This window comes from Fimbriimonadia bacterium (genome assembly GCA_039961735.1).
Taxonomy (GTDB): domain Bacteria; phylum Armatimonadota; class Fimbriimonadia; order Fimbriimonadales; family JABRVX01; genus JABRVX01.
This window is the reverse complement of sequence record JABRVX010000018.1, coordinates 23,794-37,103: the sequence shown is the minus strand read 5'-3', so window position 1 is coordinate 37,103 and position 13,310 is coordinate 23,794. Positions and strand designations below refer to the sequence as shown.

Sequence of the window (13,310 nt, the reverse complement as noted above, 5' to 3'; positions counted from 1 at the left end):
TTAGCGGTCCGCTATTTTCAGCACCGACAACTCCGCCACGGAGGTCCACCGGTTGCCGTTCACCTCGGAAAGAGCCCGGAGGCGGAGGAAGCGGGCCGTGGCGGGGGCGGAGAAGAAGACGCGCTGCATCTCGTCCACGTTCGGGAAACGGCCGGTGGCCACCGGCGGGCCCCAGGATTGGCCATCCCGACTCACATACACCTCGTACTCCGCGATACGACCGTTCGGGTTGCCACCTTGACGTGGCAGGTAGGCAAGCCCTACCAGCGACTGTTCGACCCCGATGTCCAGCGTGATCTCGTGCGGGTGTGCGGGCGCGTCGCCCGACCAAGCGGTGTGCCAATAGGTGGCAGGGTCTCCGTCAATCGCGTGCACCGCCGCGCCCTCGTCCGGCTCCTCGCTGTCCACCGACACCACGCGCAATGCCGCACCGCCGATCTCTTCAGTGGACACGATCTCGCCGAGCACCACACGTGTCAGCGGGCTGGCAAGCAACCTCTCGCCGACCGCCTGCACGTGCAGCTCCGCCGCCTTTGGGTGCGCGAACGGGCTTCGGAAGATAGGCGATGAAGCCGTCGGCGTAGTCCCATCCAACGTGTAACGCAAGCTCGCTCCAGGGGTCGCGCACGACATGCTAACCACACCCTTCTGGTCGCGCGTCACCACGGGCACAGCAGCGACCGGTGGTAGCATCCGAGCATCGCCCGCGAAAGGACGAAGCGTTACTCGGAAGTGCGAAGGCTGCGCGCGCAGAGTGTACTTGCTCATGGGCGGCGGACCGCAGCTAGCACCCCCCAAACCCATCTGCGCGTAATCCACCCACAGGATCACCTCGTCCCGGGGAATGAGGCGGTGATAGCGCTTGTTTTCTCCCGGACGGTGTCGTGCGTTCTCCAAGTCGTCCGACGCGAAGCGAGAGACGGCGACTGCCATGGGTTCTTCCGGCTGGATCAGCAGAGAGCTCCCGTCCGGACGAGAGAGCACCGCCCACCGCACGTCTTGCTTGCTTCCGTTATCTTGCGGGCGCACGTACTCGGTGAACTGTTCCATCACCGTGCCGGAATACACACCTACGTCGGCGCTCCTTTTCCTGTCCGGATAGCTCTCATGAGGTCCCCGTCCTAGCCACGAAAACTGATCCAACGATGTAGTAAACCGGAACTCCAGGCCGAGACGGGGCAGCGGTGGTAGTGTGCCGAGGGGCCGCACGTCGTTGTCCATGACGATGGTCCCATCGGACAGCGCGGTATAGGTACACTCATGCAGAAAGCCCGAGCCCTTGAAGCCCATGCACTCGACTTCCGCCCGGATGCGTATGGCAGTATCACCTAGTCGTCCCCATGACACGCTGCGGGCACGATACGACATCTGTGTCAGGCCGCTATCGTACAAAGCCCCGCGGAACCACACATCGTTGTCGGTGAGCGCACGCATCACGCTGAGCTTGGGACTTGGCTGAGAGAAAACGTCGCGCCCATCCACGAGCAGTCTGGTGAACATGCCCTTCCGCAGGTCGAACTCGGCAGTGAAGCCCGAGCCACGAAGCTGCAGGATCCCGCTTGCCTCCTTCACTTCGAGCGGTTGTGCGGGAAGGGGCCGAGTGGTCGGTGTCTGCAACGCACCAAGCTCGAACTGTTCCGACGCAACTACGTGTCCCTTATCGGCCCACAATGTGTCGTCTCGCAGCAGAAAGCGGACGCTAAGGAACGCCTCGCTGCCGGGCGCGCCTCGCCTAGCAGGCAGTGAGATGTTGAGATCGGACTCTGCCCCCGGAGGTACGTTAACGGGTACCAGCAATCCCCTGCCGACCTCTACCCCGTCCTCGGTCATCACCCACTCGATGTCATAGACGTCCAGGTTGGTGAAGGAATGCTTGTTCCGTACCCTCAACTTCCCGGCGCCCACATCTACTGCCGAGATGCCGATGGGTTGATACACTTTCTTGACTTCCAGCAACTTCGGAGTGACCTGGCGGTCCGGGGGGATGACACCATTGCAGCAAAAGTTTCCGTCGTTCGGTTTGTCGTCGTAGTCACCGCCGTAGGCGTAGTACCACCTGCGCTTGCCGTCGGCTCCAGGAGGCTCGTCCGTGTACTTACGCAGCGCCTGATCCACCCAATCCCATATGCAACCGCCGATCAACCGCGGATGGGCGTCAATCACGTTCCAATACTCCTGCAGGTTGCCGCACGCGTTGCCCATGGCATGTGCATACTCGCACATGATGAACGGCTTAGGTGACTTCTCCTTGCCCACTTGTGCCAGCCATTCGACAGAGGGGTACATCACGCTATCAATGTCCGCCACCGAGTTCATGCGCTCATAGTGCACCGGTCGCGTCGTGTCCAGCTGGCGCACCAGATTCGAAGTGGCTTCGAAGTTCACACCGCTGCCAGCCTCGTTGCCAAGCGACCATATGATCACCGATGGGTGGTTCTTGTCCCGCTCTACCATTCTCCGTGTGCGGTCCAGGTGAGCAGTCTCCCATTCCGGCTTGTTACCCAGCGTCTTGTTCAGATCGTAACCCATGCCGTGCGACTCGACGTTGGCCTCGTCTATCAGGTAAATGCCGTAGCGGTCGCACAGGTCATACCACTTCTCGTCGTTAGGGTAGTGGCTGGTGCGCACGGTGTTGATGTTGTGACGCTTCATCAGCAGGATGTCTTGCAGCATCCGCTCCCTGCTCACGTAGCGGCCGCTGTCCGGGTCGTGTTCGTGTCGGTTGACACCGCGCAGCTTGACCGACGCACCGTTGATCAGGAGCTGGGAGTCTCGTATCTCCACCACTCGAAAACCGAAGTTGGTCCTCGTGGTGTGAACGACGTTGCCGGTAGAGTCCTTCAGTGTCAACACGAGATTGTGAAGATATGGCTCCTCGGCTGACCATTTGCGCGGCACGGGCACGGGTGCTGACATGCGAATGAGGGCTTCCTCGCCAGCCGAAATCTCCTTCGTCTTGCCGGTTGCGAGCGGCGTCTTACCTACCACTTGCCCAGAACTGTCATACAGCGTGATCTCGGCGGTGTGCTCGGCAGCCGTTCGGCCCGAGAGGTTGCGCACCTTGACGGTCACATCCAATGTGGCATCGCGGTAGTTAGCGTCGAACGAGCTGGTGGCGAAGAAATCCCGAATGTGCACCTGCGGCATCGCAATAAGCCACACATCGCGGAAGATGCCACCGAACCGAAACATGTCTTGGTCTTCCAGGTAGCTGCCATCACACCACCGATACACCTCGACCGTCAATAGGTTCTCGCCAGCGGTCACGTACGAAGTGATGTCGAACTCCGCGGGCGTCTTGCTCTCCTCGCTATAGCCCACCTGCTTCCCGTTCAGCCACAGGTAAAAGGCCGAATACACCCCGCCGAAGCGCACGAACACCCTGCGACCCGACCAGTCGGGAGGCACGGAAAAGGTTGTTCGGTACGAACCGACCGGGTTGTACTCGTGTGCGATGTATGGGGGATTCGCGGGATGAGGATAACGCACGTTGGTGTAAATGGGGATGCCGTATCCATGCATCTCCCAGCAGGCAGGTACAGGAATTGTGCCCCACTTACTGTCGTCGTAGCCCGGCTGCTCGAAGCCCACCGGCCTATCAGCGGGCTTGCCCACCCATCGGAACTTCCAGTCACCGTTCAGCGAGCGAACGAAGGGTGACACCTCGTGCCTGCCCTCCACCGCCGCTCGTAGGTCGGCGAAGGGGTAGGCCGTGGCTCGCGGAGCTTCCTTGTTGCGTCCGACGATCTGGGGGTCTTCCCAATCGGGTAGTTGCAAAGTCATTCGGTCACCTGTCTGCAATGCGAGGATGAGCGCGAGGGCCTGAAAAGCCAAAGAAGCCATCATAGCGTGACAGGATTCCCCAACGGGTACGTCTCGTCCTGCAGCGGCGAGCGTGGCGGGACAAAGGAGTCAAGAAGGCGCGTGGCGAAGGCTGGGCCGAGGGGTTCTGCCTCCAGCGCGAGCCCCGAAGGGGGAACGCAGAGTGGCCGAGTTCATCTACGTGGTTCGACCGCCCAGGCCGACGTTCGTGGCGGACGCGACGCAGGAAGAAACCAATGCAGTCGCCTCGCACTTCGCCTACCTGCAGGAGCTAAGGGCGGAGGGCCGGCTGCTGCTAGCCGGACGGACCGAGGGCGGGGAGTTCGGTATCGTCGTATTCGTGGCTGAGGACGCCGAGCACGCCGACCAAACCGTCCACGCGGACCCCGCCGTGTACCAAGGCGTCTTTACAGCCGATTGCTATCCGTTCCGGGTTGCCCTGTTCGCCGGGCGCGAATAGTATCATGAGTGCACAATAGGGTCTCTTATTGATACCGCGTGGTCAGTGCTTTTGTGGAGAGTTGGTCACACTCCAGGAAGTCCGTTCTGGTTGTGCTCGGCGATGACGGAGCGGGGCATGGCGAACGCGGTACGGTTCATGCCTCAGCAAGACCGTGCCTGACCCTCCGCCTAAGTCGCCTCGGCCCGAGGTACGGGCCGCAGATCACTCCTGGCTCCTTGACCGCGCTAGTGCTGCCCACGGCGTCGCAGGACCCACCGTTGGATGCTAGTCAACCGGCACGTACGGAACCATCTCGTCGAGGTGCCCCGGCATGGGCTGCGGCTCAGGACAGGTAAGCTCGCCCTAGCTCGACTGCAGCGGCTTGGTAGGGTCCCAGTAGTACAGGTGGAACGCGATCTTGCGGTCGCCAGGACCTGAGGGCTCATCATAGTGCGGAACCGCAAGAGCCGATCCATCCAGTGTTAGGTAGCGCTCGTCGTCGGCTACCTGCCACCGGTCGCGTGGCAAATCGTCGCGGCACCGGTAGAAATCGCCGATGTCGAAGCGACCGCCCGGGCCAAATACGAGAACCCCGATGAGGACCACGGACTCCGGCTGCTCTCGGACCTCTTGCTCCGCCGGACCGGGGTGCTGCTCTCGAGGCGGTGTGCCATGGAGCAATTCGGGTTGCTCTCTGAAGAGATCCTCGGTAACTGGGAGCCTGGGCACGCCCGGCACCTCGATTGATCGCTCAGGCATGTGCGCGTCTCCCTTGTTATGAGAAGGCTCCCAGCGCGAGGCTCCCTTCGCCGAGTTGCCATATGTCATCGGCAGCCACGGATCGTGCGTCGTCGCCGCATTCCATGCGACCCCTGAGCCGAAACGCGATGCCGGCAAGGCCCGTCTGGTATACTGCCTGCCAGTCCCGGGGGACCGACACCGACGCACGCCAATAGGCCTTTGCGCTCGGGGAGAGCCCTTCGGACTGGACTTCCGTGGGGATGTAGCTCAGCTGGGAGAGCGCTGCAATCGCACTGCAGAGGTCGGGAGTTCGAATCTCCTCATCTCCACCACTCCAGAATTGGCTCGGGAGGATATGCCCGTCGAGCCCTACAGAGCACGGGGGTGTCTCCAGTGACCTCCACGCTCGGGGCCGCGAGGACCGGCAGTCGCGCTAGTAATTTGCAGCCGGAGCTCTTCGGCATGGATGCTTACCCGTGGCGGCTCCGCGATCGTCTTGCACTCAGCCTGTCAGCCAACCTAGACCTCGCTAAGACCGTGGGCTTACCCTGTACGGCGCAAGCCTAAGAGATGGGGGTGGCTGTTTTCAGCGCGTGGACCAATTGAAGTCGGCAGCCACGGAGGGCCAGGCTCTGGAGAGGTGGGAGTGAGCGCACACCGGTATTGGCTTGCCACTCCGTCGGAATGCGGAAGGCTTTACTTAGTGTATAATAGCTAATCATATCCTATCCCCTGGGGAACTGAACTTCCAAAATGCCTGCCGCACTATCGAAGCTAGCAATTCTCTCGTTCAGCCTTTTTCTCGGTTCCGTGTGCGATGCCAAGGTAATTCACGTCGATCGGGCAGCGCATGGCGCCAATACCGGCGTGTCTTGGAAGGATGCATACGTGAGCCTCCAGGACGCGCTCCTAGTGGCGCAACCGGGTGATGAGATACGAATTGCCAGAGGCACCTATTGTCCAGGACCTCCCGGCGACACCACAGCTAGTTTCCAACTGAGGGATGGTGTTACGCTTCTGGGCGGTTACGTCGGGGGTGACATGGCAACCAATATTCGCGACCCTAGGGCGAATCCTACTATTCTGTGCGGTGATATTGGCTATGACGATGTGTTCGGTTCTGGCTGGTGGCGCACTGGTTGGGCGGTCAATAGCCCTAACAGCCAGCATGTCGTCTCGGCAACCGACGTCAGTGGAGCAACCCTGGATGGGCTCGTCGTCTCCCAAGGGTATGCCATTCAGTCCAGCGGTGCAGGGATTTATGCCGAGCGTAGCGACCTTCACATCCGGAACTGTGTTTTTCGGCGCAATGCCTCGTACCAAGGGCGTGGGACCTGTGCTTACATCCTCGACAGCCAAGTGCAGTTCGAGGGCTGTAGGTTCGAGGAGAGTTATGGGCGGCTCTCTAGTGGCGTTGGAATTGGGGCTTACGGCGCAAGCGAGGTCACAGTAGCGGGCTGCGCGTTCTACGACTTGGAAGCGGATGGTGATGCATCGAGTGGAAATGGCGGGGCCATCGAGTTCTGGACCGTCCTTCCGGCTACCGTGGTTCAGTGCAGCTTCGACCGCTGCAAAGCATTTCCGTTCGGTGGGCAGTACGCACAGGGTTCCGGCACCTATGGGGGTGCCATCCACAACTTCGGGGCTCCTCTGAGCGTCGCCAGATGCTGGTTCACGAACAACATTTCGATGCAGGGAGGCGCAATCTATAGTTGGAAGGACCTCACGGTAAACAATTGCGTGTTCTCGGGCAACCAAACCTATGCACTTCCAACGAGCCAGGGCCAGTCAATCGGGGGCTTTGGCGGCGCAATCGCCACCTATTCGTCTCAGAATTACACACTTATGGTCGTGGGCTGCACTCTCGTCAACAACGAGGCTCACGAGACTGGCGGCATCTGGTTCAACGGCTACGGGACGGTGTCCGCACTCGTCTCGGGCTGTATTTTGTGGGGGAACCGTGACCAGGACGGCGTACATTGTCAAGCTCAGGTAAAGAAAGCGAGTTACTGCTGCATCCAGAACCTCTGGGTCCCACGACCCGGCGAGGACCCCATCGATCCGGCCAAGTTCCCACACTGCTTCGATCTAGACCCGCAGTTCGTCGCGTTTCCGACCGACCTACGGCTAGGCCCCAACTCGCCCTGCCTCGACGCGGCGGACAGGACCGCTCACTTCGCCGGGCAGTTCTGGGATATCCTGGGCAGCCCGCGCTTCGTAGACATCGTCTGGGCACCCGACACCGGTCGTGGCTCATCTCCCTTGCCAGACATGGGTGCGTTCGAGCGTCAGCTAGACGGCCCGCCTGTTACAGGGATACCCGTTCGCCGCTGAGGACTTAACCCAGCGCCCTGTCGTTGTGCCGTAGAAGTCATCAGAGCTGCCCTAGAGGCTAACCCCCTGGCCGGGCAGAAGGGGGGAAACGAGTAGCAGCCAACAGATTGGTCGCAGTGGTTGGCGCGACGGGGGCGCAGGGTGGCGGAATGTGCCGCGCCACTTTGGAGGACCCGTCCGACGGTTTCCGGGTGCGCACGTTGATGTGCATTCCCGACCCACCCATGGCAAAGGTGTTCGCTGAGCGTGAAGGCGAAGTGGTCGGAACTGACCTGGACGACGCCGAGATCCTCGGCGGAGCCTTTGCGGGTGCATACGACATCTACGGCGTCACGAACCTCTTGGAGCACACCTGTCAGCCCGCCTTTCGTACTAGGGAGGTCGGCAGGTCGGCGCTCCAGTACAGCTGACAGGGTTAGTGGCCGGCAACCTCGCAGACGACCCGGAGCGGTGCTCGGAGCCCCGTTAAGTCCACTGCACCCGTGTCGTCGATCGCCAGCGTCTGACCGATCGCTGTGGCACGGACCGCCCGATACCCATCGGGGAGACGAAACCGCAAGAGCAGCCTATATGGCCTTCTGGGTGCGGGGGAGATGTCGGCTATGAGCTTGCCCTGAGATATCTGCGACTCGATGCGATACGACACAAGCCCGAAGGCCGTGGGTGCATTCTTTACACTTACCACCTGCCCGTCACGCATCCAGTGCCGCGGCACCGCGAATCCCAGACGGAGGGTCTCAGGTACCCCGTCGTCGTTCAAGTCCCAATCCTGTATCAACATATACCGCAGCATGGTGAGGAAGTAGCCAGTGGAGGAGGAGTTCGGCGGCAAGTACGTCGGTCGGCCGTGGTTATCGAGCGGTCGCAAGCCCGTGCCCTCGGCGCCGTAGAACGTGTCACGTGTCAGCGTTTGAGCGAGCTTTCCGTAGAGGGAGACCGCCGCGAGGTTTGGCTCGTCCCGACGCAGAACTTCCAGCACGTACCGCAAGCCATAAAGATCGTTGAGGGCATCCGTATTCGCGAACCACGCGACGTTGGCATCGAATCGCAGCCGGCCCATACACAGGCCGCCTTGTTCCCGCACATGGCGGATGATCCACTCGTTATACTCCGGTCGTGACAGCAGAGCGCCAGACTCGAGCGTATAGGGGCGATGAGGTTCCAATAGGCACTCAGACCCGTAGATGTGATGGGAACAGCGCGTTTCTCGAATCCGAACAGCGCCATCGGGATGAACGGCGGATCACTGGTTCGGTCCGCGCTTCTATCTACGGCATCTAGAATCGCGCTCCTCAGCTTGTCGGCTGCCGTCGCATACTTCTCGGCCAAGGGCTGGTCTACTCCGCCTTGCAGGCAAGCACCCAGATCTCTCAGCGCCCTCCACGCAGCGCAGTTGGAGTTGAGGCTGTTAACGGGAGTCACGATATCGCCACAATATCCGGACTTCGGTAGCAGCCCCGTCTCCGGCTCTACTCGAGCGACTAACTCGTCGGCAGACCTCTGCCAGTGTTGACGAGTTTCTCGCAGAAATCCGTCGTCGCGCGTTAGCCGGTAGAGGCCGTGCATGAGACGGATCTTGTAGGCACGGTCGTGGTCTTCCACACCATGCTGCAAAGGTCGTTCCAGCATGGGAATGGCATACCGCGTTGCCGAAGGAACTCCATACAACCCCAGAGCAAAAACTGCGTCTCCACATTCTGCCTCGAACGTACAGGCATATTGGTTTAGTGCACTGTACATCATCGTATCGCCGTGCAGTAGTGTTAGTAGTGTGACTAGAGACGTCCGCCACGCACGATTCACCACGGCGTCCGGCGTCTCTATCTGCACACAACGCTTCAATTGTGCCTCCCAGAAGCGCTGCGCGTCTGCTAGATCACGGTGATAGTCGGGGCTCCTTTCTGGGCCAAGATGAGGAGATTCTCCGGCTCCGAAGAAGAGACAACGGGCCGCCGCACCCTTGTTCAGCTGCGCAGTTAACTGCGCGGCTGCGGTGTTCCACTTCCAGGACCCGTCGTGTACGACTCGCACGCCCCCCGAAGGCTCTGCCAGCTGTTGGCTCGCCGCCGCCAGCGACAGACTGGGAAAGTTGAGAGTAGCCCTGCCCGAACTCCCAGAGACGAGACGTATTTGGACACAAGCAGCTTCGGCCCCTCCGACCGGTCTGGGAGCCGCAAATGCTTCGAGGTGGTACTTACTTGCACCCACGCGATACTGCCAGCGATAGATCGGCATCCAGCCGTCCGCTAGATGCGGTCCAACCCACCGGTCCAGGTCGGCGCCGAATCGCTCGGGCGGATCGCCGACCCAGACTTCCATGGGGTGAAGGTTTGCGTCGTGCCAGTTAGGGCGGTTGGCCCATAGATTGACCCCTGAGCCATCACTCGCCAAACGCTGCTTCTGTTGCCCGTGAAGAGAGCCTACGACGATCGGATAGCGACCGAACTCCGCATCCACGTAGCGGAGCGGGGGGAGGAGATCGGCAAAGAAGCGATACGATGGACCGTCCGGCTGTCGGATTGCGGCCTCGCCCCATAGGTCGGTACGAGCTTCTAGCACTTGGTCTAGGATAGGCACCTGAGCTTCGGACGACGCGCACGCAGACATCAGCCAGAAGGGTAGGAGAGCCATGAGTATCACGTCCGAATCCTACTCTTGGCTGATCCCGTTTCTTCGAGGCCCGAGATGGGTCGCTCTTGCATCATCGTCTCGCACCCAGATTATCAGACTCCTTGGGTCTCGCTGCTGCCACTACGCATCCTGATACCAGGCCACCCAGTCCGAAAAGGGGATGTCACTCCGCGGCTCGGAGCCCAATCGTATGACATGGCCGTCCGGGTCCTGCACGTGCATTTCGTAAGCCCAAGGATAGTTCGTAGGCGGTAGTGGAATACGAGCGCCCTTCGCCATGTACTCCTGATGCAGTGCGGCGGCATCGCCGACGCCGATCCACACCCAGGTGCCGCTACACCCCTGGGCGCCCTCGCACAGCATTAGATTGGCGTGCTTGCGCGAGACTGATGCGATGCGCCCTTCATAGTTCCAGTCAACCGAGAACCCGAGAACGCGCGTGTAGTAATCCAAGCTGCGCTCCAGGCTTTCGACCCGTAGTATCGGGCTCGACGCGTGGAAGTGAATGTCGTGGTTCTCCCCTTCGATTGCGTCGATCACTGTTCGTCCCCCAAGAATGCGTGCGGATGGGATCGCGTTATACCCGGCACGGCGCTGAACCGCGGGCACCCTATGGCTTGGGGTATCTTTCGGAGAGCCCTCGACGGGTGCGAGCGCGCACGGACGCAGTGCTGCGGTGCAACTCCGGCGGGCGGGTGCTCGGGGGCTGAGGGAGGAAGATGACGAAGAAGATGCGCAGACGCTCCTGGGCGGAGCCTTTCAAGATCAAGGTCGTCGAACCGCTCCTGATGACGACTCGGGAACAGCGCGAAGTAGCGCTGAAGGAAGCGGGCTACAACACCTTTTTGCTGCCCTCGCGGCTCGTGTACATCGACCTGTTAACCGACTCCGGCACGAACGCGATGAGCGACTGGCAATGGGCCGGCATGATGATGGGGGACGAGGCCTATGCCGGAAGCCAAAATTTCGAGCACTTGCAGGAGGCGGTGCGCAAGTACTACGGCTACCGATACGTAGTGCCGACGCACCAAGGCAGAGGAGCCGAACACCTACTCAGCAAGAGCCTCATCAAACCAGGCGACTTCGTTCCCGGCAACATGTACTTCACTACCACCAGGCTCCACCAAGAGCTAGCCGGCGCGACGTTCGTGGACGTGGTGATTGACGAGGCACACGATCCGGAGAACTTACACCCATTCAAGGGCAACGTTGACCTGGACAAGCTGGAGGGACTGATCAAGAAGGTGGGTGCCAAGCGGGTGCCCTATCTGTGTCTTGCAGGAACAGTCAACATGGCTGGCGGACAGCCCTTCAGCATGGCGAATCTACGCGAGGTTCGAGATCTGACCAAGCGATACCGCATACCCATCTACGTGGACGCCACGCGACTGGTAGAGAACGCCTACTTCATCCAGCAGCGCGAAAAGGGATGGGCCGACAAGTCATTGGCGCACATAGTACGCGAAGTTGGAAAACTGACCGACGGATGCACGATGAGCGCGAAGAAGGACTCGCTCGTCAACATAGGCGGTTTTCTCGCCACTAACTCTAAGAAGTTGTACGAAGAGGCTTGCAACCTGGTGGTAGTGTACGAAGGTCTGCACACCTACGGCGGTCTTGCGGGCCGCGACATGGAGGCCATGGCTCGAGGCATCGTGGAGAGCATGCACCAAGATCACATGCGAGCACGTATCGGCCAGGTCGAGTACCTGGGTAACAATCTGTTGCGCGAGGGCATACCCATCGTTCTCCCCATCGGCGGTCATGCTGTGTTCATAGATGCACGCCGGTTCTATCCGCACATTCCGCAAGACGACTTCCCGGCACAGACGCTGGCGGCACAGATCTACCTGGAGAGCGGCATCCGTACGATGGAGCGCGGGATTGCTAGCGCGGGTCGAAACCCGGCGACCAAGGACCACTATCGTCCCAAGCTCGAACTGACACGCCTGACAATCCCTCGACGGGTGTATACCCAGGCGCACATGGATGTTACGGTAGAGTCGGTGGCCGAGGTGTACTCGCAGCGGAAGTCGGTGAAGGGATTGCGCATGGTGTACGAGCCGAAGCATTTACGCTTCTTCCGCGCCCGCTTCGAGCCGAAATAAGCAACGCACGCGGTCCAAGGCTCGCCCACCCCGTCATGCTGAGCCTGTCGAAGCACCCGTCATGCTGAGCCCGTCGCACGTGGCAGTGGTCTATGCCGCCACCCACCTACGTACTGGGTTCCAAGAACGTACCGTCCTGAAGCTCGCGGTACGCTTGGCGCAGTTGTTCCTGAGTGTTCATAACGATAGGGCCGTACCACGCTACCGGCTCCTTCAGCGGCTCACCACTCACTAGCAGGAACCGAATCCCCTCTTCGCCGGCCCGAACCCGTACCTCGTCCCCGCTATCGAACAAGACGAGTGACCGATTGTCTGCTTCGGTCGGTGGCGAAGTGTCAGCCCATCCGACCGACTCAGTGGGCACAGAAAGCGGTTCGACGCGTTGCAGAACTTCCCGGACCCTTCGAAGACGTAGGCGAATGCGTTACGTCCCATCTCGACGCGAATCGTTTTCTCCAATCCGGGCGGCACTGAAATGTCCACATACACGGGGTCTGCCGCGATCCCCTCGACCGGCCCCTGCTTGCCCCAGAAGGAACCGCACACGATGCGCGCACGCGTGCCGTCGTCGTCGGTCTCTTCCGGGATCTCGTCGGCCTTCACCTCCTGGTATCGCGGTGCAGTCATTTTCAGCGCCGCCGGCAGGTTGGCCCAGAGTTGGAACCCGTGCATACGGCCAGAAGCGTCGCCCTTAGGCATTTCCTGATGCAGGATTCCGCGGCCCGCCGTCATCCACTGTACGTCTCCGGCCGCGACTGTACCGCTGTGCCCCATGCTGTCGCCGTGCTCTACGGTTCCTGCAAGCACATAAGTGATGGTCTCGATGCCCCGGTGTGGGTGCCACGGAAACCCTGGTAAGTACTGCTCCGGGTCGTCGCTGCGGAAGTCGTCGAGCAGCAGAAACGGATCGAAATCGGATGTACCACCGAATCCGAATGCACGGTGCAGGTGCACTCCCGCACCCTCGAGTGTCGGCTTGGCTCTGCCGAACCTCTTGACCGGTCGTATGGACATGGCTCACCCCCCCGGTTTCGTACGATGAAGGCGATTCTACCGGCACCACACATCTGGAGTTCGGCTACAATACGCCTGTGAACTTAGCCGCGGAGCCATATGTCCCGCAGCGGGTCGCGCCGAGTTTCGCGTGGCTATGGCTTTATCTCCTCTACTGTATGCTTCACATCGTCCTCTCGCCGGTGCTCGCCCTTCGGTCCGCCTTGCGGGCGAGGCGA

At 60.8% G+C, this 13,310-nt stretch carries 8 protein-coding genes, 1 tRNA gene and 1 pseudogene; 5 read left to right on the top strand and 5 right to left on the bottom strand.

All coding sequences use genetic code 11. The features are described from left to right. Entirely contained in the window at nucleotides 1–3,783 is a 3,783-nt protein-coding gene (locus HRF45_06520) for a DUF4981 domain-containing protein (GenBank protein MEP0766182.1), read from the bottom strand. A 202-nt stretch (nucleotides 3,784–3,985) separates the two neighbouring features. On the opposite strand from HRF45_06520, the gene HRF45_06515 reads away from it, so the two are divergent. Continuing rightward, nucleotides 3,986–4,282, top strand: coding sequence for a hypothetical protein (locus tag HRF45_06515; protein ID MEP0766181.1), 297 nt, complete (start codon nucleotides 3,986–3,988; stop codon nucleotides 4,280–4,282). 345 nt (nucleotides 4,283–4,627) lie between these two features. Here the strand turns inward: HRF45_06515 and HRF45_06510 are convergent, their stop codons facing one another. Further along, complete coding sequence (locus HRF45_06510) at nucleotides 4,628–5,023, bottom strand: hypothetical protein (protein ID MEP0766180.1); 396 nt, start codon at nucleotides 5,021–5,023, stop codon at nucleotides 4,628–4,630. Nucleotides 5,024–5,261: 238 nt separating this feature from the next. Between HRF45_06510 and HRF45_06505 the strand changes: the two genes are divergently transcribed. The 3 genes from HRF45_06505 (at nucleotide 5,262) to HRF45_06495 (ending at nucleotide 7,749) form a co-directional block, all read left to right on the top strand. Further along, a tRNA-Ala gene (locus tag HRF45_06505) sits at nucleotides 5,262–5,337 on the top strand. A 556-nt stretch (nucleotides 5,338–5,893) separates the two neighbouring features. Then, nucleotides 5,894–7,339 carry a right-handed parallel beta-helix repeat-containing protein gene (locus HRF45_06500; protein MEP0766179.1) on the top strand — a complete coding sequence of 482 codons (1,446 nt, stop codon included), beginning with the start codon at nucleotides 5,894–5,896 and terminating at the stop codon, nucleotides 7,337–7,339. Nucleotides 7,340–7,446: 107 nt separating this feature from the next. After that, nucleotides 7,447–7,749 carry an NmrA family NAD(P)-binding protein gene (locus tag HRF45_06495; protein ID MEP0766178.1) on the top strand — a complete coding sequence of 101 codons (303 nt, stop codon included), beginning with the start codon at nucleotides 7,447–7,449 and terminating at the stop codon, nucleotides 7,747–7,749. A gap of 5 nt (nucleotides 7,750–7,754) precedes the next feature. Here HRF45_06495 and HRF45_06490 read toward each other — a convergent pair whose 3' ends face one another. Next, complete coding sequence (locus HRF45_06490) at nucleotides 7,755–8,504, bottom strand: hypothetical protein (GenBank protein ID MEP0766177.1); 750 nt, start codon at nucleotides 8,502–8,504, stop codon at nucleotides 7,755–7,757. Between the two features lie 1,586 nt (nucleotides 8,505–10,090). Then, entirely contained in the window at nucleotides 10,091–10,510 is a 420-nt protein-coding gene (locus HRF45_06485) for a VOC family protein (protein ID MEP0766176.1), read from the bottom strand. 179 nt (nucleotides 10,511–10,689) lie between these two features. Between HRF45_06485 and HRF45_06480 the strand changes: the two genes are divergently transcribed. Continuing rightward, the gene (locus tag HRF45_06480) at nucleotides 10,690–12,078 is read left to right on the top strand and encodes a tyrosine phenol-lyase (GenBank protein ID MEP0766175.1); all 1,389 of its coding nucleotides are present in this window, start codon (nucleotides 10,690–10,692) and stop codon (nucleotides 12,076–12,078) included. A gap of 106 nt (nucleotides 12,079–12,184) precedes the next feature. Here HRF45_06480 and HRF45_06475 read toward each other — a convergent pair. Further along, nucleotides 12,185–13,092: pseudogene (locus tag HRF45_06475) on the bottom strand (pirin family protein). Between the last annotated feature and the right edge of the window lie 218 nt (nucleotides 13,093–13,310).